General features: G+C 61.6%; 22 protein-coding genes. 10 read left to right on the forward strand and 12 right to left on the reverse strand.

The annotated features are described in order from the left end of the window. Positions 1-144: 144 nt before the first annotated feature. The 6 genes from fhuB to hrpB all read right to left on the reverse strand — a co-directional run bounded on the left by fhuB (position 145) and on the right by hrpB (position 11382). Positions 145-2133, reverse strand: a complete 1989-nt coding sequence (fhuB, locus tag ACJ8M3_RS16650) for a Fe(3+)-hydroxamate ABC transporter permease FhuB (RefSeq protein ID WP_089197415.1) — start codon at positions 2131-2133, stop codon at positions 145-147. Continuing rightward, entirely contained in the window at positions 2130-3038 is a 909-nt protein-coding gene (fhuD, locus tag ACJ8M3_RS16655) for a Fe(3+)-hydroxamate ABC transporter substrate-binding protein FhuD (protein WP_089197416.1), read from the reverse strand. The genes fhuB and fhuD overlap by 4 nt, the downstream gene beginning before the upstream one ends. Further along, positions 3038-3835 carry a Fe3+-hydroxamate ABC transporter ATP-binding protein FhuC gene (gene fhuC, locus ACJ8M3_RS16660; protein ID WP_089197417.1) on the reverse strand — a complete coding sequence of 266 codons (798 nt, stop codon included), beginning with the start codon at positions 3833-3835 and terminating at the stop codon, positions 3038-3040. The genes fhuD and fhuC overlap by 1 nt, the downstream gene beginning before the upstream one ends. Before the next feature lie 47 nt (positions 3836-3882). Beyond that, a complete protein-coding gene (gene fhuA / locus ACJ8M3_RS16665; protein ID WP_089197418.1) occupies positions 3883-6081 on the reverse strand; it encodes a ferrichrome porin FhuA in 2199 nt (732 codons plus the stop codon). A 251-nt stretch (positions 6082-6332) separates the two neighbouring features. Next, on the reverse strand, positions 6333-8825 hold the full coding sequence (gene mrcB, locus ACJ8M3_RS16670) for a bifunctional glycosyl transferase/transpeptidase (RefSeq protein WP_033644705.1): 2493 nt from the start codon (positions 8823-8825) through the stop codon (positions 6333-6335). Between the two features lie 118 nt (positions 8826-8943). Beyond that, on the reverse strand, positions 8944-11382 hold the full coding sequence (gene hrpB / locus ACJ8M3_RS16675) for an ATP-dependent helicase HrpB (protein ID WP_199560474.1): 2439 nt from the start codon (positions 11380-11382) through the stop codon (positions 8944-8946). Positions 11383-11572: 190 nt separating this feature from the next. Here hrpB and thpR point away from each other — a divergent pair, with 190 nt between their 5' ends. The 6 genes from thpR (at position 11573) to folK (ending at position 16674) form a co-directional block, all read left to right on the forward strand. Beyond that, the gene (gene thpR / locus ACJ8M3_RS16680) at positions 11573-12115 is read left to right on the forward strand and encodes an RNA 2',3'-cyclic phosphodiesterase (RefSeq protein ID WP_042785353.1); all 543 of its coding nucleotides are present in this window, start codon (positions 11573-11575) and stop codon (positions 12113-12115) included. Beyond that, positions 12112-12819 carry a DNA/RNA nuclease SfsA gene (gene sfsA, locus ACJ8M3_RS16685; protein ID WP_004937572.1) on the forward strand — a complete coding sequence of 236 codons (708 nt, stop codon included), beginning with the start codon at positions 12112-12114 and terminating at the stop codon, positions 12817-12819. The genes thpR and sfsA overlap by 4 nt, the downstream gene beginning before the upstream one ends. A gap of 183 nt (positions 12820-13002) precedes the next feature. After that, entirely contained in the window at positions 13003-13458 is a 456-nt protein-coding gene (gene dksA / locus ACJ8M3_RS16690; protein WP_004937569.1) for an RNA polymerase-binding protein DksA, read from the forward strand. Positions 13459-13653: 195 nt separating this feature from the next. Beyond that, positions 13654-14565, forward strand: a complete 912-nt coding sequence (gluQRS, locus tag ACJ8M3_RS16695) for a tRNA glutamyl-Q(34) synthetase GluQRS (RefSeq protein ID WP_033644703.1) — start codon at positions 13654-13656, stop codon at positions 14563-14565. A gap of 61 nt (positions 14566-14626) precedes the next feature. Continuing rightward, positions 14627-16174: a polynucleotide adenylyltransferase PcnB gene (gene pcnB / locus ACJ8M3_RS16700; protein WP_071883579.1), complete on the forward strand. Its 1548-nt coding sequence runs from the start codon at positions 14627-14629 to the stop codon at positions 16172-16174. Further along, positions 16174-16674: a 2-amino-4-hydroxy-6-hydroxymethyldihydropteridine diphosphokinase gene (folK, locus tag ACJ8M3_RS16705; protein ID WP_004937558.1), complete on the forward strand. Its 501-nt coding sequence runs from the start codon at positions 16174-16176 to the stop codon at positions 16672-16674. Before pcnB ends, folK begins: the two co-directional genes overlap by 1 nt. Before the next feature lie 5 nt (positions 16675-16679). Here folK and qseC read toward each other — a convergent pair whose 3' ends face one another. Then, positions 16680-18038 (reverse strand): quorum sensing histidine kinase QseC, encoded by a 1359-nt coding sequence (gene qseC, locus ACJ8M3_RS16710; RefSeq protein ID WP_046687789.1) that lies wholly within the window; start codon positions 18036-18038, stop codon positions 16680-16682. Next, the gene (qseB, locus tag ACJ8M3_RS16715; RefSeq protein WP_033651337.1) at positions 18035-18697 is read right to left on the reverse strand and encodes a quorum sensing response regulator transcription factor QseB; all 663 of its coding nucleotides are present in this window, start codon (positions 18695-18697) and stop codon (positions 18035-18037) included. Before qseB ends, qseC begins: the two co-directional genes overlap by 4 nt. A gap of 166 nt (positions 18698-18863) precedes the next feature. Between qseB and panB the strand changes: the two genes are divergently transcribed. The 3 genes from panB to panD all read left to right on the forward strand — a co-directional run bounded on the left by panB (position 18864) and on the right by panD (position 21062). Next, positions 18864-19658, forward strand: a complete 795-nt coding sequence (gene panB, locus ACJ8M3_RS16720) for a 3-methyl-2-oxobutanoate hydroxymethyltransferase (RefSeq protein ID WP_004937548.1) — start codon at positions 18864-18866, stop codon at positions 19656-19658. Between the two features lie 23 nt (positions 19659-19681). Beyond that, on the forward strand, positions 19682-20536 hold the full coding sequence (panC, locus tag ACJ8M3_RS16725) for a pantoate--beta-alanine ligase (RefSeq protein ID WP_033644699.1): 855 nt from the start codon (positions 19682-19684) through the stop codon (positions 20534-20536). A gap of 145 nt (positions 20537-20681) precedes the next feature. Beyond that, positions 20682-21062, forward strand: coding sequence for an aspartate 1-decarboxylase (gene panD / locus ACJ8M3_RS16730; protein WP_004937544.1), 381 nt, complete (start codon positions 20682-20684; stop codon positions 21060-21062). Positions 21063-21098: 36 nt separating this feature from the next. Here the strand turns inward: panD and ACJ8M3_RS16735 are convergent, their stop codons facing one another. The 3 genes from ACJ8M3_RS16735 to ACJ8M3_RS16745 form a co-directional block, all read right to left on the reverse strand. After that, complete coding sequence (locus ACJ8M3_RS16735) at positions 21099-22376, reverse strand: polysaccharide deacetylase family protein (protein ID WP_033644697.1); 1278 nt, start codon at positions 22374-22376, stop codon at positions 21099-21101. A 177-nt stretch (positions 22377-22553) separates the two neighbouring features. Continuing rightward, positions 22554-23324: an ABC transporter permease gene (locus ACJ8M3_RS16740; protein WP_033644696.1), complete on the reverse strand. Its 771-nt coding sequence runs from the start codon at positions 23322-23324 to the stop codon at positions 22554-22556. Further along, complete coding sequence (locus ACJ8M3_RS16745; protein ID WP_033644695.1) at positions 23321-24244, reverse strand: ABC transporter ATP-binding protein; 924 nt, start codon at positions 24242-24244, stop codon at positions 23321-23323. The genes ACJ8M3_RS16740 and ACJ8M3_RS16745 overlap by 4 nt, the downstream gene beginning before the upstream one ends. A gap of 211 nt (positions 24245-24455) precedes the next feature. Here ACJ8M3_RS16745 and can point away from each other — a divergent pair, with 211 nt between their 5' ends. Further along, positions 24456-25112, forward strand: coding sequence for a carbonate dehydratase (gene can, locus ACJ8M3_RS16750; protein WP_015379031.1), 657 nt, complete (start codon positions 24456-24458; stop codon positions 25110-25112). A 37-nt stretch (positions 25113-25149) separates the two neighbouring features. On the opposite strand, the gene hpt is transcribed toward can, so the two are convergent. Next, the gene (hpt, locus tag ACJ8M3_RS16755; RefSeq protein WP_048234659.1) at positions 25150-25686 is read right to left on the reverse strand and encodes a hypoxanthine phosphoribosyltransferase; all 537 of its coding nucleotides are present in this window, start codon (positions 25684-25686) and stop codon (positions 25150-25152) included. Positions 25687-25760 lie beyond the last annotated feature (74 nt).

The raw sequence follows: 25760 nt of genomic DNA on the forward strand, positions 1-25760 counted from the left end.
ATTCACCTCCCCCTCTCTTCCCGCGTTCCTTTTCACGTTAAATGTCTTTCTTGCGCAGCGACACGCAACGCCTTGCAAGGCGTTGAAAAAAGGCCCAGCAACGCTGGGCCCTTGATGGTGAAGAAGGCAAAGTAGGGGTGAAGCTTACGACGTCTGCTTACGCAACAGATAAACGAAGTACGGCGCGCCGATAAAGGTCGCCAGTAACCCCGCGGGGATCTGATACGGAAACAGCAGCATCCGCCCGCACCAGTCGGCAAATACCATCAGCAAACCGCCCAACAGCGCGGCGATCACCATTTGCGGCAGCGCGCGGCGGAAGCCCAACATGCGCGCCATGTGCGGCGCCATCAGCCCGACAAAGCTCAGCGGCCCCACGGTCAGGGTCGCCATGGCGGTCAGCGTGGCGGCCAACAACAGGATGGTCAATCGCGCAGGCGTCAACGCAATCCCCACCGAACGGGCGGTGGCCCCGCCGAGCGGCAGAATGGTCAGCCAGCGGCGGCACAGCGGCGCCAATATCATCAATCCGGCGGCGATCAGCGCGGTGCGCAGCGCCTGCGCCGGCTCCACCGAATAGGTTGAACCGGAGAGCCAGGTCAGCAAGCCCCCCATACGCGGATCGCCGCTGGCCAGCAGCAGGAAGATGACGGTGGTAAAGGCGGTGCTGAGCGCGATGCCGGCGAGCAACATGCGTTCGGTCGAGAAACCGCCGCGGCCGGCGGCAATCATGATGATCAGCAGCGTAACGGCCGCCCCCAGACTGCCGGCGGGCAACAGCCAAACGAAGGCATCGCCCGGCACCATAAACAGCATCATCACGACGCCAAAAGCGGCGCCGGAGCTGATGCCCAGCACTTCCGGGCTGGCCATCGGGTTGCCGGTCAGCTTCTGGATCAGCGTGCCGGCGACCGCCAACATCATGCCCGCAGCCAACGCCGACAGCACCCGCGGCCAGCGCCACGGCAGCAAGGCGTCCAGCTCCTCGCCCAGGCTCCAGTGCCAGCCGCCGGCGTTTTTGCCCAGCATCAGCGCCAACGTCAGGCCGATCAACAGCACGACGCCGGCCAGCGCTGCCCAGCCAGGCAGATTCCTGCGCTCGGCAGGCACCTTGTCGCCAAGGTTCATCGGTGGCGGCGTGGCGGCGCTGCGCAAACGCGGCAGCAACCACAGCAGCAGCGGCGCGCCGAACAGCGCGGTGGCCGCCCCGGTCGGGATCTCACGCCACACCTGCGCCACCCCAATCATCACCTGATCGGTCAGCCACAGCAGCAACGCCCCCAGCAACGGCGCCAACATCATGCGATGCGCCAGGCGGCGAGCGCCCAGCATCTTCGCCATCAGCGGCGCAAACAGGCCGATAAAGCCGATAACGCCCACCGCGCTCACCAACATGGCGCTGAAAATGATGGCCAGCCCCAGGGCGCAGAAGCGCGCCATCGACAGCCCCAACCCCAGGTTGCGCGCCACGCCGTCGTCCAGCCCCAGCAGCGTCAGCGGGCGCAGCAATAGCGCCGCCAGCGCACCGGCCACCAGCAAACGCGGCAGGATAAACTGCACCGCGCTCCAGTCCTGTTGGTTCAACGCGCCGGTGCCCCACAGGAACATGCCCTGCAGCTGATCGTAATTAAACAGCGCCAACAGGCTGTTGACTGCGCCGCAGTAAAGCCCCAGCACCAGCCCGGCCAGAATCAGCGTCACCGGCGACATCCGCTTGCCCCAGGCGACGCCGAACACCAGCCCGCCCACCGCGATCGCCCCCACCATAGCGGCCAGCTGACGAGTGAACTCGCCCCCCGGCAGCACCCACAGCGTGGCGATGGTCAGGCCGAGCTGCGCGCCGGCGGCCACGCCGAGCGTCGACGGTTCCGCCAACGGATTGCGCAACACCTGCTGGAACAATACGCCGACCAATCCCAGACCGGCCCCGGCCAACAGCGACACCGTCAACCGCGGCAGCAGGCTGTAATGGAACAGCATTTGCCGCACGTCGTCGATGTCCGGCGCGCTGAGCGCCCGCGCCCATTGCGCCGGCGGCAGTTGCTGCGTCAGGTTGTATATCGTCAAACCGCCTGCCGCCGCCAGCAACAGCAGGATCAGCGTCAGCGGCAATTTCCGAATGCCCGCATTCATGCCGCACTCTCCTGAGCCTGCGCCAACAGGCGGCAAAACCGCATCGTCGACAGCGTGGCACCGTAGAACCACACCGCCGGCACCTGCCGCAGCTGGTTTTGCCGCACGAAGGGCAATGACTGCCACAGCGGCGTCGCGCTGACCTTGTCCATCATCGCCTGATTGCCGTGATCGAGATAAATGACACGGGCGTTACGCACCGTGGCCAACCGTTCAATCCCCACCACCGCCGTGCCCCAAAAGTCGGTTGGCTCCTGCCAGGCATTGCGGATGCCCAGTTGGTCCATCGCTTCCTGGAACAGGCTTTTCTGGCCGATGATCAACGCATGGCGGGTGTCGATCAGGGAAAACAGCAGCAACGGTTGCCGGGTGTAGCTTTGCAGGCGCTGACGCGCATCCTGCATAAAGCTGTCGAACTGCGCCAGGTGGTTTATCGCCCGGCTTTCTATGCCTAATCGTTGCCCCAGCACCAGCAGCGACTGGCGGGCGACGGTCAGCGGTTTGCCGCTGCCGTCGTTGAAGCCGAAGCTCATGGTTGGCGCGATGGGTTGGATTTTTCGCGGCGTCGGGCCATAGCCTTGCGACAGCAACACCAGCGAAGGCTGGAGCTGCTGCAGCAGTTCGAGGTTAGGTTCGGTGCGCTGACCGACGTCGACCACCGTCGCCGGCAGCTTCGGCTCCGCCACCCACAGGTTGTAGTTATGCACATCGGCCACCGCCAGCGGCGTCACGCCCAATGCCAACAGCAGTTCGATCGGCAGCCATTCCAGCGCCGCAACGCGCGCGATATCCGGCGGCGCATCCGCCGCTCGGCCGGGCAACGAGCCCAACAGCGGCGACAGCGCCAGCGCCATCAACAAACGGCGGCGCAGCGGATCGTGAGAAGAAGTGAATGCAGAAGACATCAGTAGACAAAACTCACCGGCGCGCCGCCGCTCGGGTGCGGCAACGTGCCCATAGGAATACCGTAAATTTGCTCCAGCACCGGCCCCTGCATCAGTTCCAGCGGGCCGCCCTGAGCGATCATTTCACCGCCGCGCAGCGCCACCAGATGATCGCAGTAGCGCGCCGCCATGTTGATGTCGTGCAGCACGGCGATCACCGTGAGATCGCGTTCGCGGCTCAGGCGCTGAATGAGCGCCAGCACCTCAACCTGGTGCGCGATGTCCAGCGCCGACGTCGGTTCGTCAAGCAGCAGGCAGCGGCTGTCCTGCGCCACCATCATCGCCAGCCAGGCGCGTTGGCGCTCACCGCCGGACAGGCTGTCCACCAGGCGGTTGGCGAACGGCTTGAGCCCCACCAGTGAAATGGCCTCTTCGACCAATTGGCGATCGTTGGCGCCAAAACGCCCCAGCGCGCCGTGCCACGGATAGCGGCCGACGGCCACCAGCTCGCGCACCGTCATGCCTTCCGCCGCCGGCAACTGCTGCGGCAGGTAGGCCACCTGGCGGGCGAAGGATTTGCTGTCCCACTGCGCCAACGGCTGCCGATTGAGCAAGACCTGACCGCCGCTGGGCGCATGGTGCCGCCCGAGCAGTTTCAACAGGGTGGATTTACCGGAACCGTTATGGCCGATCAGGCCGCAGACTTTGCCCTGAGGAAAACGGAGCGACAGCGGTTGCAACAGCACCCGGCCGGGAACGGCGAAGCTGGCGTTATCCAGTGCGAACGTCGCGCCGGGATTAAGAAGTTTGTCCTGCATAGATCCTGCTTTTTCCGGGGCGACGCGCCGCCGCCCCGGCTATCCGGTTAGAAACGGAAGGTTGCGGTGGCGACCACCTGGCGTTCTGCGCCCCAGTAGCAGGCGTAGTCGCGGTAGCAGCTCGATACGTAAGTCTTGTCGAACAGGTTGTTGATGTTGACGCCCACGGACGAGCCCGGCAGGCCAAAGCGCGCCAGATCGTATTTAATGGTGGCGTCCACCAGCGTGTAGTCCGGCACCTTGAAGGTGGTGTTATCGCTGTTGAAGCTCGAGCTGGAGCCAACGTAACGCACGCCGGAACCCAGCGTCAAACCGCTCACCGCTGTTTCGTGGAAGGTGTAATCCGCCCACAGCGAAGCCATGTGTTTCGGCACCTCGACGGTCGGTTTGCCCTGATAGGTGTTGTCCTTGGTGTACTTCGCATCGGTGTAGGTATAGGAGGCGATCAGGTTGACGTTGGCATTCAACGCCGCCTTGGCTTCCAGCTCCACGCCGCGCGAACGGATCTCGCCGCTCTGCACGCTGAACTGCGCATTGCTCGGGTCCGGCGTCAGGTTGTTGTTCTTGGTCAGCTGATACAGGGCGCCGGTCAGCACGATTGGGCGATCCTTCGGCACGTATTTCACGCCGGCTTCATACTGCTTGCCGATCGACGGCTTGAAGGTGCTCCCCCCTTGCGTCGTGCCCAGATTCGGTTCAAACGATTCGCTGTAGCTGAAATACGGCGTCACGCCGTTGTCGAACAAGTAGTTGAGGCCGCCGCGCCAGGTGAACTGGCGATCGGTCTGCTGGCTCGTCGAACTCGCATCGCGGTTATAAGCGGAAGTCTTCGCCCAGTCATAGCGCCCGCCCAGCGTCAACAGCCACTGGTTCCACTCCCCTTGCTCCTGCACATACAGGCCGGTTTGTTCCTGACGGTTCAGGTAATGGTAGGGGAAGTTGATATTGACCGCGTCATTCCCGTATTGCGGATTGGTCATGCTCAGACCGTCCGCAGAGCCAAATGCGGCATTGATATCGTTACGCATGCGCATGTAGTCCACGCCGAACAACAGCGTGTGGTCGATATCGCCGGTTTTCACCTTCGCCTGCGCCTGGGTATCCACAGAGAAATTGTTCAGGTGTTCTTTCGACTGGACATAGGCGCGATTAATCGTCGTCGGCGTCGCCGCAGAAACGCCGCTGCCATAGATGCTCTTCATGTCGGTTTCCAGCTGCATATAGCGCAGATTCTGGCGCACCGCCCAGGTATCGTTGAAGGCATGTTCGAAGCTGTAGCCGATCATCCGCTGTTTGCGGGAGGTGTAGTTGCTGGCTTCGCCTTCGTTGAAATCGGTCGGCAGCTTACCGCCGTTCGGCAGCGGAATCAGCGTGCCCTGCTTCGGCAGCCAGCCGTAATAACCGGTATAGGGATCGTTTTGAATGTTGGCCAACAGCGTGAAGTTGGTTTTGTCATCCGGACGCCAGCTAAAGGACGGCGCGATCGCATAGCGCTTCTCTTTGCTCATGTTCTGCTGCGAATCGCTGTCTTTCGCCAGGCCGGTCAGGCGGTAAGAATAGATACCCTGATCGTCCAGCGCGTCGCTGAAATCGAAACCGGTCTGGAACAGGTTATCGGTGCCCATTTTGAACTGGATTTCGCGCAGCGGCTCGGTGGTTGGCCGCTTGCTGACCATCGAGACCAAACCACCCGGGTTGCTTTTGCCGTACAGCACCGAGACCGGGCCGCGCAGCAGCTCGGCGCGCTCGAGGAAATAAGGATCGATGGACGCTTCGCTGTAGTTGTCGCCCAGCAACCGCAACCCATCCAGATACTGGGTGGTGTTGGTGGCCGGGAAGCCGCGGATCGCCACCGCATCATAGGTCGTGGAGCTGCCGCGGCTGGCAAATACGCCCGGCGCATAGGCCAGCGCGCCCTTCACCGTATCCGGCTGACGCATATCCATCTCTTCACGCGTCACCACGGAAACAGACTGCGGGTTCTTCTCGATCGGCGTATCGGTTTTGGTCCCGGTGGCGCTGCGTTTGGCGACATAGGTGCCGACCGGCCCCCAGGCGCTTTCCTGCTGGGCGGTATTGCTACCGCCCACAACGGTAATCGTGTCTTCCTTGGCGGCCGGCTTGGCGTCGGCGGAAAAAGCCGGCATCGCCAGCGTGCCCAACGCCGCAGCGACGGTGATCGCTAACGCGCTGACGGGGGTGCGGCCCTGCTTGGCCACGGATGATGAAAGACGCTTGGTCGGCATAGTTGATTTCTCTGATGAATAATTAAATGACGAATGTAAACGATAATAATTATTATAAGCGTCGCATTTTATGCAGAAGCCAAATTAAACTGCAAGCCGAATTCATAAGGCAAATAGGTTAAGGATTAGGCGCTTAGCCATGCGGTTAACAGGGAAATAAAACGAGCGGAAAAATAAAAAAGCCCGCAACCAAGGTTACGGGCTTAATAACAAAGCAAAAATTTTCGCCGGGGCCGACGCCCCGGCAGCGATTACTGACCGAACATATCCTTGATCCAGCCGGCGACGCCATCGCCATCTTTTTGCTCACCCGCCGCCGGTTGCTGCTGTTGCTGCACCGCCGCCTGGCTGGCCTGACACAGTCCCTGCGGATTGTCGGTCCAGACCGGGATGGTGCGCCAGCTGCCGCCGCCGCAGATAAAGTTGCCGGCGGAGTCAATGCTCATCTGGTTAATGCCTTCCGGCGGCTGCAGCATCAGCGGCAGCGGCGTCTGGTTTTCCAGATAGCGGCGATACAGGGTCAACGCGCCGTTGGCGCCGGTCAGCTTGGCCGGGCCGTTGTTATCGCGCCCGACCCAGGCGATCGCCACTTCCTTGCCGTCGATGCCGGCGAACCAGCTGTCGCGCAGATCGTTGGTGGTACCGGTTTTCGCCGCCAGGTTGTAGTTCGGGAACTTCACCGACAGCGAGCGGGAGGTCCCGCGCGCCACGCCCTGCTGCATCGCGTACAGCGTCAGGTAAGCGGCCTGCGCCGGCACCATGCGCTCCGCCTGCGGGAAGCTCTGGTACAGCACCGTGCCGTCTTCGGCGATCACCGAACGCACCGCCGACAGCGGCGCACGGTTACCGCCGCTGGCGATGGTCTGGTATTCCTGCGCCACTTCCATCGGCGTCAGGCCGATCGCCCCCAGCAGCATCGAAGGCACCGGATTGATCTCCGCTTTCGGGATCCCCAGGCGTTGCAGCGTGGCGCTGATCTGATCCAGCCCGACCGACAGGCCGAGGTTCACCGTCGGCACGTTCAGCGAGTTGGCCAACGCATCCACCAGCATCACCTGACCGCGGAATTTGCGATCGTAGTTGTTCGGCTGCCAGACGGCGCCGTTCGGCTGTTTCAGCGACAGCGGCGCATCCGCCAGCCAGGTGTTGAGGCGGTATTTGTCCGGCTCGGACAGCGCGGTCAGGTACGTTGGCGGTTTGGCCAGCGAGCCGACCAGGCGTCGCGCCTGCATGGCGCGGTTGAAACCGGCGAACTGCGGGTTGGCGCCGCCGACCATGGCGCGTACTTCACCGCTGAAGCGATCGACGATCACCATCGCCGCTTCCAGATCCTGCAGGTGACGCGCAGCGCGCAGCGCCGGGATGCCGTCTTCGACCGCTTTTTCCGCCGCGTCTTGCGACACCGGATCCAGCGTGGTGAAGATCTTCACGCCGGACAGGTCATTCACCTTATCGCCCAGCTTGGTCTGCAGTTCCTGACGCACCATCTGCATAAACGCCGGCTGCGGCGTAATGACGCCGCCTTTCGGCTGCACGCCCAGCGGACGCGCGCTCAGCATGTCATACAGCTCGCCGTCGATCACGCCCTGGTTCTGCAGCAGTTTGAGAACCAGATTGCGGCGTTCCAACGCCAGTTTCGGGTTACGCCACGGGTTATACAGCGACGCGCCCTTGACCATGCCGACCAGCAACGCCTGTTGATCGAGGCTCAGCTCATCCACCGGGCGACCGAAGTAATACAGGCTGGCCAGCGGGAAGCCGCGGATCTGGTCGCTGCCGCTCTGGCCGAGGTATACCTCGTTCAGATACAGCTCCAGGATGCGGTCTTTGCTGTAACGGTAATCCACCAACAGCGCCATATAGGCTTCGTTGGCCTTACGCCAAAGCGAACGTTCGTTGGTCAGGAACAGGTTCTTCACCAGCTGCTGCGTCAGGGTGCTGCCGCCCTGCACCGCGCGGCCGGCGGTCAGGTTGGCCAGCACCGCGCGGCCGATGGAGTACGGGCTGATGCCGTCATGCTCATAGAAGTGGCGGTCTTCCGTGGCGATCAACGTATCCACCAACAGATCCGGGAAACCGGAGCGCGGCACGAACAGCCGCTGTTCGCCGTTCGGCGACTGCAGCATGGTGATCAGACGCGGGTCGAGGCGGAAGAAGCCGAAGCTGCGGCCGCTGTCCAGGTTTTCGATCTTCGCCAGGCGGTTATTCTGGAAATCGAGGCGGGCGCGGATCTGCCCTTCTTTACCATCCGGGAAATCGAACGGGCGGCGCAGCATCTCGATGCTGTTGGCCTGCACGGTAAACTCGCCCGGACGCGTCATGCGGCTGACCTGGCGGTACTGCATGCCTTCCAGCAGGTTAACCATCTCCTTCTTGCTGTACGGCATGCCCGGTTCCAGGTTGACCATGCGGCCGTACACCGCCGCCGGCAGCTGCCAGACTTTGCCGTCGATGCGGCTGCGGATCTGCGAGTCCAGGTAGACGCCATAGATCGCCAACAGGACGGCGAGCACCAGGATCAGTTTGATAAACAGGCCGAGCCAGCGGCGTTTTTTACGCGGCGGAGTCGCTTTCACCTTACGCGGCATGCGTTCCTCCTCCTCTTCATACTCGTCATCGTCATACTCGTCTTCTTCGTAATCGTCATAATCGTCGTCTCGGCGACGGCGCGGCGGCTTGCGCGACGCGGTGCTTTTTGGTTGTTTTCCTTTGCGCCCGATGGGCTCGCGGTCATCCCCAGCCATGGCTGTTGTTCTCCGAGCTTGCCGACACTGCCGGCCATAATGAGTCGCTTAATCTGTGCCGACGCCGTGGCGCTGAACAGAAGAAACATCTGAATTCCAAACCTTAAACGATCGCGGCCTACTGATATTTCTTCGTTCGGCGCGTCGGGGCCGCCGTGGCCGGATCGTCCGGCCACACGTGTTTCGGGTAGCGGCCCTTCATCTCTTTTTGCACCTCGCGGTAGGCGCCTTGCCAGAAGGCCGCCAGATCGCCGGTGATTTGCAACGGCCTGTGCGCCGGTGAGAGTAACTCAAGCACTACCGGGATGCGACCCTCCGCCAACATCGGGCTGCGCTGCTCGCCGAACATTTCCTGCAAACGCACCGCCAGCGCCGGCGGTTTGCCGGCCTCATAACGGATCGGCAGGCGGCTGCCGGTCGGCACAGTGTAATGAGTGGGTAATGCATTATCCAGCCGCTGTTTTTGCTGCCAGTCCAACAGCCGGGACAACGCCTCGGCGAGGTTGACCTGCTTCAATCCGCGCAGATCGCGCACGCCGTTCAGCGACGGCAGCAGCCACTGCTCCAGCGCCGCCAGCAGCGGTTCTTCGTCCATCGCCGGCCACTCCGCCTCCGGCAACCAGGCTTGCGCGCACTGCAGGCGCACCCGCAGTTGTTCAGCTGCGCCCTCCCAGTTGAGCACCGACAGCCCCTGTGCGCGCACCCAATCGAGCAGCGCCTGCTGCAGCTCTTCGTCCGCCGGCTTAGCCAGCGGCTGCGCGCGCAGCGTCAGACGGCCGATCTGTTGGCGCTTCCAGGCGCGCAGCGTCCCCTTCTCTTCATCCCACTCCACCGCCGTGCGCTGCATAACCATCGCCGGCAGCTGCGCCGCCAACGCCTCGATATCGACCGGCAACGCCAACAAAATACGCGCATCCGGGCTGTTGTGGCCCTGCAACAGGCTGGGAACGATGAGCCAGGACGCGCGCGACAGCGCCTCGTCCTGGTTCATTGCCGCCCCCAGACCGTTGGCCAGCAGGTAACGGCCGTCCTGGCCTCGGCGCTGGGCGATGCGATCGGTAAATGCCTGCGCCAACAGGCGCGGCGCCAGATCGACGTCGACTTGCCCCGCACGTTGCGGCAGGCGTTTGGTCAACTGCGCGGCGCGCTGCCGCCAGTTCGCCTGCGGGCGGCTCAGCCAATAACCGATATCCATCTGCCCGCCGCGCGGCGGTTCTTCCAGCAATGCCGCCAGCAACGCGGCCGTCGCCTGGTCGTCGGCGCTCAGCGCCGAGCCGGCGACCAGCATCGCCGCCAGCCGCGGTTCACATCCCAGAGCGGCCATTTGGCGCCCCGGCGCGGTGAGTTTGTCGCCGTCATCCGTGGCTCCCAGTCGGTGCAGCAACGCCCTGGCCGCCGCCAATGCCGCTGCCGGAGGCGCGTCAAGCCAGGTCAGCTGCGCCGGATCATGGCACCCCCACTGCAGCAGCTCGAGCCAGAAGCCGGTGAGATCGCTCTGTAAAATTTCCGGCTCAGCATGTTCCACCGCGCGCTCCGCCTGCTCTTTGGCGAACAGATGCCAGCAAATGCCCGGTTCCAGACGCCCGGCGCGCCCGGCGCGCTGCACCATCGAGGCCTGACTGATGCGCTGTGTCGCCAGCCGCGTCAGACCGTTGCGCACGTCGTAGCGCGCTACGCGTTCCAGGCCGCTGTCAACCACCAGCCGAATGCCCTCGATCGTCAGGCTGGTCTCGGCGATGTTGGTCGCCAACACCACTTTGCGGCGGCCCGGCGCCGCCGGCTGAATCGCTTTTTGCTGTTGCGCCAGAGGCAGAGCGCCATACAGCGGGCAAAGATCGGTATCACTCGCCATTTCGCCGGTCAAACGCTCCAGCACCCGGTTGATCTCCGCTACGCCCGGCAGGAACAGCAGCAAAGACCCCGGCTGTTCGGCCAGCATGCGCTTCACCGCCGCCGCTATGCCATCCTCCAGCCGCTGATGACTGGCCAACGGCTGATACAGGCGTTCAACCGGGAAACTGCGCCCCTCGGACACCACCACCGGTGCCTGCGGCAGCAGCTGCGTCATACGAGCGTTATCCAGCGTGGCCGACATGATCAGCAGTTTCAGATCGTCGCGCAGCCCTTGCTGCACATCGAGCAGCAACGCCAGCGCCAGATCGGCCTGCAGGCTGCGTTCGTGGAATTCGTCGAGGATCACCAACGACACGCCCTGCAGCTCGGCATCCTGCTGCAACATGCGGGTGAGAATGCCTTCCGTCACCACTTCCAGCCGGGTCTGCGGCCCGCTTTTACTTTCGGCGCGCATGCGATAACCCACGGTCTGGCCAGGCTCCTCCCCCAGTTGCTGCGCCAGGCGATAGGCGACGTTCTTCGCCGCCAGCCGCCGCGGCTCCAGCATGATAATGCGCCCCGGCAACCCGGCCTTAGCCATGATCTGCAGCGGCAGCCAGGTGGATTTACCGGCGCCGGTCGGGGCGTGCAACAGCACCTGCGGGGCAGACTGCAGCGCAGCCAGCAACTCATTGAGCACTGCGCTGACGGGCAATGAAGACACTGAATTCTCCGTAGTGATTAGCGTTAAACGGCGTACAGTGTAGCATTAGCTTTATCCCCGTAACCTTTCAAACTGTTGCGGCGTTAGCTATAGTACGGAGCTCATTCGTGCGCCGCGCCCCTCGCGGGGCCGCTGCCAGTAACGTTTACCGCTGTTCCCGACCGCATTGCCATGCATTTGCCGAGCCCTTATGTCCAATTCGCGCCGCCTATTTTTCGCCCTGTCCTTGCCTGACGCCCTGCAACAGCAGGTGGTCCGCTGGCGCGCCGAGGCGTTTGCACCGGAGGCCGGTCGGCCAGTGGCGGCGGCCAATTTGCACCTGACGCTGGCGTTTCTCGGTGAAGTCAGCGCACAGAAAGAACTGGCGCTGCGTAAGTTGGCCGGCCGCATCGCCCAACCCGGCTTCAGCATGCGGCTCGACGATCTCGGCCATTGGCCGCGGCCCGGCGTGGTCTGGCTCGGTACCCGCCGCGCGCCGCGCGGATTGCTGCAGCTGGCCGAGCTGCTGCGTTCGCAGGCCGCACGCAGCGGTTGCCATCAAAGCGCGCTGCCGTTCCATCCGCACATCACGCTGCTGCGCGCCGCTACCCAGCCGGTGGCGATCCCGCCGGCGACGCCGGGCTGGGCGTTCAGCGCCGACGCCTTTTCCTTGTATGAGTCGGTGTTCGAAAACGGCCGCACCCGTTACCAACACCTTGAACAGTGGCCGCTGGCCAAGCAGGCATCCCCATGATTTTTTCTCCACCGCTGCGCTCCGCCACGCTGATCAAACGTTACAAACGCTTTCTGGCTGACGTGATCACCCCGGAAGGGGAAACCTTTACGCTGCACTGCGCCAATACCGGCGCCATGACCGGCTGCGCCACGCCCGGCGACACCGTGTGGTACTCCACGTCGGACAACCCCAAACGCAAATACGCCCACAGCTGGGAGCTGACCCATACCCAACAGGGGCACTGGATCTGCGTCAACACCCTGCGCGCCAACGCGCTGGTACGCGAGGCGATCGAACACAATTTAATCAATGAATTATCCGGTTACAGTAAAATTAGCGGCGAAGTGAAATACGGCGGTGAAAACAGCCGTATCGATTTGTTATTACAGGCAGAAAATCGGGTTAACTGCTATATTGAAGTTAAGTCAGTCACATTACTGCAACAACAACGTGGTTACTTTCCTGATGCGGTAACGCTCAGAGGGCAAAAGCACCTGCGTGAGTTGCTCAGCGTGGTTGAAAGCGGGCAACGGGCGGTATTGTTCTTTGCCGTGTTACACAGCGGTATTGAGCAGGTCGCACCGGCACATCATATAGATGAGCGCTATGCGGCGCTGTTGGCACAGGTCCGGCAGTTGGGAGTGGAAGTGGTTTGCTATGGGGCAAAATTATCACCTGACGGTATTTATCTCTGCGATAAGCTGCCGTTTTTTATCGATTAGCGCAGCCGGGTCCCTATAAATAGACAACCGGACAGCACGATCGCCAAATACGCCTTCCTTCACACGATTGTCAAGCGGGCGACAGGAATAATTGCCAACCTACCTTCCTTCTGTTATTTATAGCGGCCTGTTTTTCCCCCGCATTGGGGATTCGATAGTGCGTGTGTATGTAGGAGAAGCAACATGCAAGAAGGGCAAAACCGTAAAACCTCGTCCTTGAGCATTCTCGCCATCGCTGGGGTGGAGCCGTACCAAGAGAAGCCGGGCGAAGAGTACATGAACGACGCCCAGTTGTCGCATTTCAAGCGCATTCTTGAAGCGTGGCGCAACCAGCTCAGGGACGAAGTGGACCGTACTGTATCGCATATGCAAGAAGAGGCAGCCAACTTCCCTGATCCGGCCGACCGCGCTACTCAGGAAGAAGAGTTCAGCCTTGAACTGCGTAACCGTGACCGTGAACGCAAACTGATCAAAAAGATCGAGAAAACGCTGAAGAAAGTGGAAGACGATGATTTCGGCTACTGCGAATCTTGTGGCGTGGAGATCGGTATTCGTCGCCTCGAAGCGCGTCCGACCGCCGATCTGTGCATCGACTGCAAGACGCTGGCTGAGATCCGCGAAAAGCAGATGGCCGGCTAATACCGCTACTCTACATGATTGGAGCTGCATCAAGGCGGCAAGAATGCGCATCCCGATGAGCTTACTCAAGTAAGTGATTCGGGTAAGCAGGCGCAGCTAACACAGATGCAGTTTCAAGCATAACGAGTATGTTACCGCTGCGGCGTGCGCATCCGCGTGCGCCGCACAGAGAAAAGGGAACCCCTCCCCTCTGATATGCAAGAAAGTCATTATGTGGGGCGCTTTGCCCCATCGCCTTCCGGGGATCTGCATTTCGGCTCGCTGATTGCCGCTCTGGGAAGCTACCTTCAGGCTCGCGCCCAACGCGGGCAGTGGCTGGTTCGCATCGAAGATATCGACCCGCCGCGCGAAGTCCCCGGCGCCGCCGCTCGCATCCTGTCCGCGCTGGAACATTATGGTCTCCACTGGGACGGCCAGGTCATCTATCAATCCCAACGTCACGACGCCTATCGCGCCGCGCTGGATCTGTTGCAGCGCCAGGGGCTCAGCTATTACTGCACCTGCACCCGCAGCCGCATCCAGCAAATCGGCGGATTGTACGACGGCCACTGCCGCGATTTGCAGCTCGGCCCGCAGGGCGCCGCCATCCGCTTGCGTCAGACCGCCCCCGTTTACCGGTTCCACGATCGCCTGCAGGGAGAATTGCACGCCGATCCGGCGCTGGCGGGAGAAGACTTTATCATTCGCCGCCGCGACGGGCTGTTCGCTTACAACCTGGCGGTGGTGATCGACGACCATTTTCAGGGCGTGACCGAGATTGTCCGCGGCGCCGATCTGATCGAACCGACGGTGCGCCAAATTGCCCTTTACCGCCAGCTGCAGGCGCCGGTGCCCGCCTATGTGCATCTGCCGCTGGCGCTGGGTGCCAACGGCATCAAACTGTCGAAGCAAAACCATGCGCCGGCGTTGCCCGCTGGCGATCCGCGACCGGTGCTGATCGCCGCGCTGAAATTTCTGCGCCAACCGCTGCCGGAAAGCTGGCAAGATCTTGACCTGCCATTATTATTGAGCTGGGCGATCGAACACTGGCGGTTGGAAAACGTGCCGCGTCAGGAGGCTATCCCTCTGGATGAAAACACGCCGGCATTCTCAAAGGAGCCATGGTGAGCTATGATTAGCCGCTATTTTTTGTTAGCTCCATTTTTATCAGTCACTATCGAGGTGTACCATTTTTACCCGAGTAGCCAACTTCTGTCGTAAGGTACTGACCCGCGATGACAAGCTGCCCCGCGACGACGCGGCGGCCGGCGATAAAAACGTAGTCCGCGAAGAGCGTGCCGCGGCGCCAAGCCGCCCTGCGCCGCAGCCGCGCGCCGCCGATAACGGCAGCAACGCCCCTGCCCGCCGCTCAACGCCGCGCAAGCGTCCGCCTTTCCCCCTCGCCGAGAGCAACGACTCGATGACCGTGATCCCGCGCGAACAGCACTCGATTTCGCGCAAAGACATCAGCGAGAATGCGCTGAAAGTGCTTTATCGCCTGAACAAGTCAGGCTACGAGGCTTATCTGGTCGGCGGCGGGGTGCGCGATCTGTTGCTCGGCAAAAAGCCGAAAGACTTCGACATCACCACCAACGCCACGCCGGAGCAAGTGCGCAAGCTGTTCCGCAACTGCCGCCTGGTCGGCCGCCGCTTCCGTCTGGCGCACGTGATGTTCGGGCCGGAGATCATCGAAGTGGCCACCTTCCGCGGTCACCACGAACAGAATCAGGAATCCGACAAGAATTCCTCCCAGCAGGCGCAAAACGGCATGCTGCTGCGCGACAACATCTTCGGTTCGATCGAGGAAGACGCCCAGCGCCGTGATTTCACCATCAACAGCCTGTACTACGGCGTGGCGGATTTCACCCTGCGCGATTACGTCGGCGGCCTGAACGACCTGAAACAGGGCGTGATTCGCCTGATCGGCGATCCGGAAACCCGTTACCGCGAAGATCCGGTGCGCATGCTGCGCGCGGTGCGCTTCGCCGCCAAGCTGGATATGCGCATCAGTGAAGAGACCGCCGAGCCGATCCCGCGTCTGGCTTCGCTGCTGCATGAGATCCCACCGGCGCGTCTGTTCGAAGAATCCCTCAAGCTGCTGCAGGCGGGTTACGGTTTCCAGACCTATCTGAAGCTGTGCGAATATCAGCTGTTCCAACCGCTGTTCCCGCTGATCGCCCGCAACTTCACGCCGAACCACGATACGCCGATGGAGCGCATTCTGGTGCAGGTGCTGAAGAACACCGATCATCGCCTGCAGAACGACATGCGCGTCAATCCGGCCTTCCTGTTTGCCGCCATGCTGTGGTACCCGCTGCTGGAGCACGCGCAGAAACTGGCGCAGGAAAGCGGCCTGGCGTACTACGACGCCTTCGCGCTGGCGATGAACGATGTGCTCGACGAGCAGTGCCGCTCGCTGGCGATCCCGAAACGCATTACCACGCTGGTGCGCGATATCTGGCAGCTTCAGCTGCGCCTGTCTCGTCGTCAGGGCAAACGCGCGCACAAACTGATGGAACATCCGAAATTCCGTGCCGCCTATGATTTGCTGGCGCTGCGTGCGGAAGTGGAAGACAATCAGGAGATGCTGCGTCTGGCCGAGTGGTGGGGTGAGTTCCAGGACGCCACGCCGGCGCGGCAGAAAGCCATGCTGAGCACCCTGGGTGACGATCCGGCGCCGCGTCGCGCGCGTCAACGCCGTCCTCGTCGCCGGGCACCGCGTAAAGAAGGGGCATAATGATCCGCGTTTATATCGCGCTGGGCAGCAACCTGGCGCAGCCGCTGCAACAGGTTAACGCCGCGCTGGAGGCGCTGGAGCATCTCCCGCGCACCCGGCTGGTCACCTGTTCTTCGTTTTACCGCACCAAGCCGCTGGGGCCGCAAAACCAGCCGGACTTTCTCAACGCGGTGGTGGCGCTGGATACCCTGTTGCCGCCCGAACAGCTGCTCGACCATACCCAGGCGATAGAACGCAATCAGGGGCGCGTGCGCAAGGATGAACGCTGGGGGCCGCGCACGCTCGATCTGGATATCATGCTGTACGGCGACAAAGTGATCCATACCGATCGCCTGACCGTACCGCATTATGGCCTGAAAGAGCGCGAATTCATGCTCTACCCGCTGGCGGAAATCGCCCCCGATCTGATTTTCCCCGATGGCGAACCGCTCGCCAGCTGCCTCAAGCGCGTGCCGGAAAACGGCATGGCGCTGTGGCACTCGCCAAAACCGAAATCCTGACCCGCCTACAGCGCCAGCCGCGCGACGAACCCGCCTGTCGGGCGATTGGCGAAACTGACCTGTAAACCATGCAAGCCGGCGATACGCTGCACGATCGATAACCCCAGCCCGCTGCCGGTTTGCTCCTGTCCCGGCGGGCGATAGAAGCGTTCCCCCAACCGCGCCAGATGCTCTGTCGTCACCCCCGGCCCCTCATCCTCTACCGTCAGCGAGCGCTCGCTCAACGTCACGGTGACCGCGCCGCCCTGCGGGGTGTAACGCACCGCGTTGTCCAGCAAGTTGCGCAATAACAGTGACAGCAGCAGAGTCTGCCCCTGACGCACCGGCGGCGTTCCCTGCTGTTCATAACGCAGCGTCACGCCCGCCGCATGAGCCAGCCGATCCTGTTCCGCCAGGGTCATCATCACCAGTTCGTTCCAGTCAATGGTCGCCAGCTCGGCCAGATCCGACAGCGAATCCAGCCGCGACAACGTCAACAGCTGATCCACCAGCCGGGTGGCGCGATCGATGCCGACCGTCAGATTGTCCAGCGCGTGCTCGCGCATCGGCGCATCCTCCCCCGCCAACTGTACCACTTCGGTCTGCACCCGCAATGCCGCCAGCGGGCTGCGCAATTCGTGCGCGGCATCGGAGGTGAAACGCCGCTCCCGCACCAGCAACGCATTGATGCGGGCGAACAGCGCGTTGAGCGCATCCACCAGCGGGCGCACCTCGGTTGGCACCTGGCGCGCATCCAGCGGCGTGGCGTCATCGGGTGCGCGCCGACGCAAACCGGCGGCCACCGCACGCAGCGGCCGCAGCTCGCGCCCGACCATCAGCGCAATCAGCAACATCAGCACCGGCAGCGTCGCCAGCCAGGGCACCAATTGGCCGGTCACCATGCCCAGCGCCATATCGCGCCGGTAATCCCACTCCTGGCCGACCACGATGCGGTAGCGCCCGTCCGGGCTGGTCAACCATACCAGGCGCCAACTGTCGTCATCGCCTTTGCGTTCGCCGTCGGTAAAACCTTCACGCTCCCCGTCAAACAGGAAGTCGGTACCGTTCTCGCCGTCGTTGAGCAGCATCTTGCCTTGGCGATCGAAGATGGCGAACGCCAGCGCGTCATCATCTTGCTCGCCCCGTTTGCCATGATGCACCAGCTTCTTGGTTTTCGGCAGGCTGCGCGCGCTTTCATCGGCCAGCAGATCGCCGAGGTTGGCGGTCGCCAGCCGCTTGGCGAACAGCATCTGCTGGGTGTCGAACACTTCGTTGATGGTATTGCGCGACATCACCCAGGCCACCACGCTGGCAGTGCACCAGGTCAGCAGCGCCAGCAGGCTGAAAATCAGGATCAGACGCAGCCGCAGGCTGAGGCGCTTCATGGAGCATCCCCCAGCGTATAGCCCACGCCATGGATGGTGCGAATGAAGCCGTTGCCCAGCTTGCGCCGCAGGTGGTGAATATGCACCTCCACCGCGTTGCTGCTCACCTCGTCGTCCCAGTTGTACAGCTTCTCCTGGATCAACGGCCGCGCCAACACGCGCCCTTTGTTGTGCAGAAACAGCTCCAGCACCGCCAATTCGCGCGGCGTCAGCGTCACCGGTTCGCCGTTGCAACTCACGCTGCGGGTGGCGCTGTCGAACACCACGTTGCCGTGCGTCAGCTGTGGCATCAGTTGGCCGTGACGACGGCGGATCAGCGCCTGCAGGCGCGCCGCCACTTCGGCCAGCGCGAACGGTTTGCACAGATAGTCGTCGGCGCCGCTTTGCAACCCGCTGACCCGTTGCTCCAACGCATCGCGGGCGGTAAGGATCAGCACCGGCACATCCTGCCCGGCCTGGCGCCACTGGCGCAGGAGATCCAGTCCATCGAGGCCCGGCAGGCTGAGATCGAGGATCACCGCGTCATACGGCGCGCTGCCCAGGGCGTTTTTACCAACCGCGCCGTCGGTGAACCAGTCCAGATTGAAGCCGAGTTTGGTCAGCCCGGCCTTGATGCCGTCCCCGATCAGTTTGTCATCTTCGATCAGCAGAATTCGCATGAGTATCCCTTTTGAGTCATGACGCCATTGCACCACAAGGTTCTTAAGAACCGCTTAAGCATGGCGATCCGCGCTACCCACCCCGATCGGGTTACAGTAGAATGGCTGCACTTTTTTGCAGTCTGGGCCTGCGTAAGCCGCACGGCCCGTTTCAGGAGACGTTGTGATGAAACCCACCACCGTGACCCATTTGCGCCAGTGGAAACAGGAGCAACGCAAGTTTGCTACCCTTACCGCCTACGATGCCAGCTTTGCCAAGCTGTTTGAAGAGCAAGGCATTAAAGTCCTGTTGGTGGGCGATTCGCTGGGCATGACGCTGCAGGGCCACGACTCCACGCTGCCGGTCACCGTCGCCGACGTCGCCTATCACACGCGCGCCGTGCGCCGCGGCGCGCCGGCCTGCCTGCTGCTGGCCGATCTGCCATTCATGAGTTACGCCACCCCGGAACAGACCTTCGCCAACGCCGCCGAGCTGATGCGCGCCGGCGCCAACATGGTGAAACTGGAAGGCGGCAGCTGGCTGTGCGACACGGTGAAAATGCTCGCCGAACGCGCGGTGCCGGTATGCGGCCACCTGGGGCTGACGCCGCAGTCGGTCAACGTGTTCGGCGGTTATAAGGTGCAAGGGCGCGACGAACTGGCCGCCAAACAGCTGCTGCAGGACGCGCAGAATCTGGAGCTGGCCGGCATTCAGCTGCTGGTGCTGGAGTGCGTGCCGACCGAGCTGGCACGCCAGATCACCGAAGCGCTCTCCATTCCGGTCATCGGCATCGGCGCCGGCAACGGCACCGACGGCCAAATCCTGGTGATGCACGACGCCTTCGGCATCACCGGCGGCCACACGCCGAAATTCGCCAAGAACTTCCTGGCGCAAAGCGGCGATATCCGCACGGCGGTGCAACACTACATTCAGGAAGTGGAGCAAGGCCTCTATCCGGCGGCTGAACACTCTTTTAACTAAGCGATGGTTCCAGGAGTCACCCAATGATTATTATCGAAACCCTGCCGCTGCTGCGTCAGCAGATCCGCCGCTGGCGCCAGGAAGGCAAGCGCATCGCACTGGTGCCGACCATGGGCAACCTGCACGACGGCCATATGACGCTGGTCGATGAAGCGCGCGCCCGCGCCGACGTGGTGGTGGTGAGCGTCTTCGTCAACCCGATGCAGTTCGATCGCCCGGACGATCTGGCGCGCTACCCGCGCACGCTGCAGGAAGACAGCGAGAAGCTGACCCGCCGCGGCGTCGATCTGGTGTTCGCGCCGGCCCCGGCCGCGGTCTATCCGCAGGGGCTGGAGCAGCAAACCTATGTCGACGTGCCGGGCATCTCCACCATTCTGGAAGGCGCAAGCCGGCCGGGCCACTTCCGCGGCGTTTCCACCATCGTCAGCAAGCTGTTCAACCTGGTGCAGCCTGATTTGGCCTGTTTCGGCGAGAAGGACTACCAACAATTGGCGCTGATCCGCAAAATGGTGGCGGACATGGGTTACGACATCGACATCGTCGGCGTGCCGACCGTGCGCGCCAAAGACGGCCTGGCCCTCAGTTCACGCAACGGTTACCTGACCGCCGAGGAACGCAAGGTTGCGCCGCAGCTGAGCAAAATCATGAACGCGCTGGCGCAGCAGCTGGCCAATGGCGAGCGCCATGTCGAAACGCTGTTGGAACAGACCGCCGAGCAACTGCGCGCCGCCGGCTTTACGCCGGATGAGCTGTTTATTCGCGATGCCGACAGCCTGCAGCCGCTGACGGTGGACAGCCAACGGGCGGTGGTGCTGATGGCCGCCTGGCTGGGCAAAGCGCGGCTTATCGACAACCAGCAGGTTGACCTGACGCTGTAAGTCATTTTTTATACTGTCGTCATCCTGCCGCCCTGACCATAGGTAGACAATGGCGGAACGATCGGTGACGATAGAGATTGCAGGGATGCAGGAGAGATGTTCAACCCCAACGCCTGTGAAGGCCGATATTCAGTTAGGTAAAGCTATGATACGTACTATGCTGCAAGGCAAGCTGCATCGCGTCAAAGTCACTCAGGCTGACTTGCACTATGAAGGATCCTGCGCCATCGATCAGGATTTCCTGGAAGCGGCCGGCATTCTGGAATATGAAGCGATCGATATCTACAACGTGGATAACGGCCAGCGCTTCTCCACCTACGCCATCGCCGCCGAGCGCGGTTCGCGCATCATTTCGGTCAACGGCGCCGCCGCGCGCTGCGCCTGCGTGGGCGACAAACTGATCATCTGCTCCTATGTGCAAATGACCGACGCCGACGCCCGCCAACATCACCCGAAGGTCGCCTATTTCGAGGGTGACAACAACCTGCAGCGCAAGGCGAAAGCCGTGCCGGTTCAGGTCGCCTGACGGTAAAACGGGCGCCTCGCGCGCCCGTTCTTTTCCTTACTGCACCACCGTGCCCGGCTTGTTGGCTATCCGATCCGCCATGGTCTGGATCGAGTCGGTGCGCAGAATATACAGCCGCTTCAACGTATAGGGATTATCCCCCGGCTTCACCTTGCCCTGCACCGTGGTCACCGCCAGATGGAAACCGGCGTCCTGTGCCGCCTGGATAGCCCGCTGGTTATAGCCGCCGAACGGGTAGGACAGATACAGCACGTGCGGGTTGAACTGCGACAGCGCGCGGCGCGAGCGCTCAAAATCGAACTCGATATTATGCAGCGAACGGCTCAGCAAAATCGGCTGGCGATTGCCGTCGGTGCGATGCAGGAAGTGGGTGTGCGACTGCACGTCGAACACGTCCTGAATCTGCTTAAGCTCCGAGACGCTCATAAACTGCAGCGAGTCCGGGTTCCATTTCTGCGGATGACGCTTGATGCGCGAAGAGATGATGAACGCCGTTGCGCGGAAACCGTAATCCTTCAATACCGGGTAAGCGTAGCGATAAACCGATTTCAGCCCGTCGTCGAAGGTCAGCACGATCGCCTTGCCCGGCAGGTTGATCTGATTCTTCAGGTAGGCTTCCAGCTGATACAGCGAAATGGTGTCGTAGCCCGCCTGCTTGAGGTAGGTCATCTGGTTGCTGAACGCCACGTCTGAGGTGGTGGTCGAAGTATGGCGGAAGCGCTTGTTCTCTTCGTTTTTCAGCAGGTGATGGTAAGTCAGCACCGGTATGCCGTTATCGATCTCGCAGTCCAGCTCATTGACGAACCCCAGCCGATCGCCGATGTTGACCTCGTACCAGGTATTGTTCAGCCGATCCTTCAGCTTGCCGATGATCGGATAACGCAGATTGCCTTCCAGCGTGCCGAAGACCTCGCTGTCCTTGTCCGCCGCGGTGTATACGTCGATCGCCTTTTGGGTGATCAGATTCTGGTTGGTCAGCGGCTTGTTCAGCTCGCCCAGATCGTCTTGCACCTTGCGCGACTTCTTCAGCTCGCGCACGTCGTCTTTATCGATAAAGCCGGTGCCGTGCCCGAATTTGAATTCGTAGTATTCCGCATCCGCCGGGAACACCTGGATCAGTTGCCCGCGCTTCACTTCCCCTACCGGGATCACATGCTCGCCCACCAGCGAATAGACTTCGCTGTCGCGCTGCGCTTCCATGTATTCAGATTTAACCGCGCCGTCTTCCGACAGCAGATTCGCCAGGCTCACAGGGGAAACCAACGACATCAGAATGCCGAGTAACCCAGTCGCCAACTTGTATTGAGGCCGCATGATGATGTTCTGCTTACGAGTGCGTAATGACAAAAATGAAGGAAATGTGGAGCGCCAGCATAGCACGATTTGAACAGCGGGGAACTAGCGGTTATTTGAGCGATTCTATTGATTTACGCGCCGCCTGCGCCAAATCGGGAAAAGCGCCCCCGCCGGGAAAACGAGGGCGCATCAGGATCAGCTGCGCAGGCCGCGGCCGCGTTCGATCAGGTACCAGGACAGCAGGTAGAACACCGTGATAAACGCCACCAGCACCGCCATGGTGAACGCCAGCGGCACGTCGTTGATGCCGAGGAAACCGTAGCGGAAACCGCTGATCATATAGACGATCGGGTTCAGCTTTGACACCGCCTGCCAGAACGGCGGCAGCAGCGACAGCGAGTAGAACACCCCACCCAGGTAAGTCAGCGGCGTCAGCACGAAGGTCGGGATCAGGCTGATGTCGTCGAAAGTGGTGGCGAACACCGCGTTGATCAGCCCCGCCAGCGAGAACAGGATCGCCGTCAGCAACAGCGTCAGCGCAATCACCCACCAGGCGTGCACCTGCAGCGGCACGAAGAACAGCGAGATGATGGTCACCAGCACGCCGACGCAGATACCGCGCGCCACGCCGCCGCCGACATAGCCGGCGATCACCACGTGGGTCGGCACCGGCGCCACCAGCAGTTCCTCAATGTTGCGCTGGAATTTGGCGCTGAAGAACGACGACGCGACGTTGGCGTAAGAGTTGGTGATCACCGCCATCATGATAAGGCCGGGCACGATGAACTGCATGTAGCTGAAGCCGTGCATATCGCCGATGCGCGAACCGATCAGGTTGCCGAAGATGATGAAGTACAGCGTCATGGTGATCACCGGCGGCACCAGGGTCTGGATCCAGATGCGCGCGAAGCGGTTCACCTCTTTGGCCCAGATGCTCTGTAAGGCCACCCAATACAAACGCGTCATGCTTTCTCTCCATTGCCGTTAACCAGGGTGACAAACAGCTCTTCCAGGCGGTTCGCCTTGTTGCGCATGCTCAGCACCTGCACGCCCTGCGCGCTCAGCTGGGCGAACAGGCCGTTCAGCCCCTGTTCACGCATCACCTCCACTTCCAGCGTCGAGGTATCCGTCAGGCGGCTGCGGTAACCGTCCAGCTTCGGCAGCGGGCTTTTCGCCGCCAGATCGAGGATAAAGGTTTCCGACTTGAGCTTGGCCAGCAGCCCCTTCATCGAGGTGTTTTCCACCAGCTCCCCGTTCTGGATGATGCCGATGTTGCGGCACAGCATCTCCGCCTCTTCCAAATAGTGGGTGGTGAGGATGATGGTGGTGCCCTGGGCGTTCAGCTCTTTCAGGAAGCCCCACATCGAGCGGCGCAGCTCGATATCCACCCCGGCGGTCGGTTCATCGAGGATCAGCAGCTTTGGTTGGTGCATCAACGCGCGGGCGATCATCAGACGGCGCTTCATGCCGCCGGACAGCATGCGAGCACGCTCGTTGCGCTTGCCCCACAGGTCCAGCTGATTGAGGTACTTTTCGGCGCGCGCCATCGCTTCACGCCGCGTGACGCCATAGTAACCCGCCTGGTTCACCACGATCTGCAATACGGTCTCAAACGGGTTGAAGTTGAACTCCTGCGGCACCAGGCCAAGCTGGCGCTTGGCGTTGACGATGTCTTTATCGATGTCGTAACCGAACACCCGCACGCTGCCGGCGGTTTTATTCACCAGCGAGCTGATGATGCCGATGGTGGTGGACTTTCCGGCGCCGTTTGGCCCCAGCAGGGCATAAAAATCCCCCGCCTCGACGCTCAGGTCGATGCCGCGCAGCGCCTTGACGCCACCGGCGTAAGTCTTGGTCAGCTGCGCTAATTCCAGTGCATAATTCATATGTAAAATAGTACCTTATAACGATGAGTATGCCGCCGCGCCCCCTGTTTGCGAGGCTTGAAACAATAACAATAATCCTAGCATCGACGGCGTTTTCACTGCGTCGAATCCGTGCGGTAAATGAGGTTGCACCACTGTTCCGATTTCCAAATTGTGACGCTTACCCTATATTACCCCAACGCAATCTGTTCGTTACGGGTCAATCACCTCCATGAAAGAAATCGAAGAGCTTATCGCCAACAACCAGGCCTGGTCGGCCAATATCAGTCAGGAAGACCCGGATTTTTTTGAACGTTTAGCCCAGGCGCAAAAGCCCCGCTTCTTATGGATTGGTTGCTCTGACAGCCGCGTTCCCGCAGAACGCCTGACCGGCCTCGAGCCGGGTGAACTGTTCGTCCATCGCAACGTGGCGAACCTCGTTATCCACACCGATCTTAACTGCCTGTCGGTGGTGCAGTATGCGGTAGATGTGCTGGAGGTCGAACACATCATCATCTGCGGCCACCTGGGCTGCGGCGGCGTGCAGGCCGCGGTGGAAAACCCGGAGCTGGGGCTGATCGACAACTGGCTGCTGCACATTCGCGATCTGTGGTACAAGCACAGTTCGCTGCTGGGCGAGCTGCCGCCGGAACAGCGTTTCGACATGCTGTGCGAGATCAACGTCATTGAGCAGGTATACAACCTGGGCCACTCCACCATCATGCAATCGGCCTGGAAACGCGGCCAGAAGGTGATGATCCACGGCTGGGTGTACGGCATTCAGGACGGCCGTCTGCGCGATATGGAAGTGCTGGCGACCAGCCGCGAGAGCCTGGAGATGGGCTACCGCAAAGCGATAGCCAAACTGAAGCAGGATAAAGGCGTATAATCCCGCCGCGGGCGCGGCAGGCCGCGCCCCACATCAATTACTCGTCCAGCAGCACCACTTTGCCGACGTACGGCAGGTGACGGTAGCGCTGGGCGTAGTCGATGCCATACCCCACCACGAACTCATCCGGGATCGAGAAGCCGACGTATTCGACCGGCACCTGCACTTCACGGCGCTCAGGCTTGTCCAGCAAGGTGCAAATCGCCAGCGATTTCGGCCCACGCAGCGCCAAAATCTCGCGCACTTTGTTCAGCGTGTTGCCGGAATCGATGATGTCTTCCACGATCAGCACGTCTTTGCCGCGAATGTCTTCGTCCAGATCCTTGAGGATCTTCACGTCGCGAGTGGTGGACATGCCGCTGCCGTAGCTGGAAGCCGTCATGAAGTCGACTTCATGCGGCACGTCAATCGCGCGGCACAGATCGGCCATGAACATGAAGGAGCCGCGCAGCAGCCCGACCAGCACCATGTCACTGCCGCTGTCGCGGTAATGTTCGGTGATCTGGCGGCCAAGTTCGGCGATACGGGTCTTAACTTCCTGCTCGGAAATCATTACGTCTACAGTGTGTTTCATAGTATTCAGGTCAGTTGCCGGAAGAAAGGCGCAGAGTTTAGCATAGCCTTTCGCCGGTGGCGACGCGAGCGCAC

The sequence above is a fragment of the Serratia sp. CY55921 genome, assembly GCF_052167655.1.
GTDB lineage: Bacteria > Pseudomonadota > Gammaproteobacteria > Enterobacterales > Enterobacteriaceae > Serratia > Serratia ureilytica.

Bases quoted from the DNA above. Each gene is read 5' to 3' on its own strand.
- qseB (WP_033651337.1), bottom strand. From the start codon at position 18,697: ATGCGAATTCTGCTGATCGAAGATGACAAACTGATCGGGGACGGCATC.
- panC (WP_033644699.1), top strand. From the start codon at position 19,682: ATGATTATTATCGAAACCCTGCCGCTGCTGCGTCAGCAGATCCGCCGC.
- folK (WP_004937558.1), top strand. From the start codon at position 16,174: ATGATCCGCGTTTATATCGCGCTGGGCAGCAACCTGGCGCAGCCGCTG.
- thpR (WP_042785353.1), top strand. From the start codon at position 11,573: ATGTCCAATTCGCGCCGCCTATTTTTCGCCCTGTCCTTGCCTGACGCC.
- fhuD (WP_089197416.1), bottom strand. From the start codon at position 3,038: ATGTCTTCTGCATTCACTTCTTCTCACGATCCGCTGCGCCGCCGTTTG.
- sfsA (WP_004937572.1), top strand. From the start codon at position 12,112: ATGATTTTTTCTCCACCGCTGCGCTCCGCCACGCTGATCAAACGTTAC.
- ACJ8M3_RS16745 (WP_033644695.1), bottom strand. From the start codon at position 24,244: ATGAATTATGCACTGGAATTAGCGCAGCTGACCAAGACTTACGCCGGT.
- can (WP_015379031.1), top strand. From the start codon at position 24,456: ATGAAAGAAATCGAAGAGCTTATCGCCAACAACCAGGCCTGGTCGGCC.
- panD (WP_004937544.1), top strand. From the start codon at position 20,682: ATGATACGTACTATGCTGCAAGGCAAGCTGCATCGCGTCAAAGTCACT.
- gluQRS (WP_033644703.1), top strand. From the start codon at position 13,654: ATGCAAGAAAGTCATTATGTGGGGCGCTTTGCCCCATCGCCTTCCGGG.
- ACJ8M3_RS16735 (WP_033644697.1), bottom strand. From the start codon at position 22,376: ATGCGGCCTCAATACAAGTTGGCGACTGGGTTACTCGGCATTCTGATG.
- hpt (WP_048234659.1), bottom strand. From the start codon at position 25,686: ATGAAACACACTGTAGACGTAATGATTTCCGAGCAGGAAGTTAAGACC.
- panB (WP_004937548.1), top strand. From the start codon at position 18,864: ATGAAACCCACCACCGTGACCCATTTGCGCCAGTGGAAACAGGAGCAA.
- qseC (WP_046687789.1), bottom strand. From the start codon at position 18,038: ATGAAGCGCCTCAGCCTGCGGCTGCGTCTGATCCTGATTTTCAGCCTG.
- fhuA (WP_089197418.1), bottom strand. From the start codon at position 6,081: ATGCCGACCAAGCGTCTTTCATCATCCGTGGCCAAGCAGGGCCGCACC.
- mrcB (WP_033644705.1), bottom strand. From the start codon at position 8,825: ATGGCTGGGGATGACCGCGAGCCCATCGGGCGCAAAGGAAAACAACCA.
- dksA (WP_004937569.1), top strand. From the start codon at position 13,003: ATGCAAGAAGGGCAAAACCGTAAAACCTCGTCCTTGAGCATTCTCGCC.
- fhuC (WP_089197417.1), bottom strand. From the start codon at position 3,835: ATGCAGGACAAACTTCTTAATCCCGGCGCGACGTTCGCACTGGATAAC.
- ACJ8M3_RS16740 (WP_033644696.1), bottom strand. From the start codon at position 23,324: ATGACGCGTTTGTATTGGGTGGCCTTACAGAGCATCTGGGCCAAAGAG.
- fhuB (WP_089197415.1), bottom strand. From the start codon at position 2,133: ATGAATGCGGGCATTCGGAAATTGCCGCTGACGCTGATCCTGCTGTTG.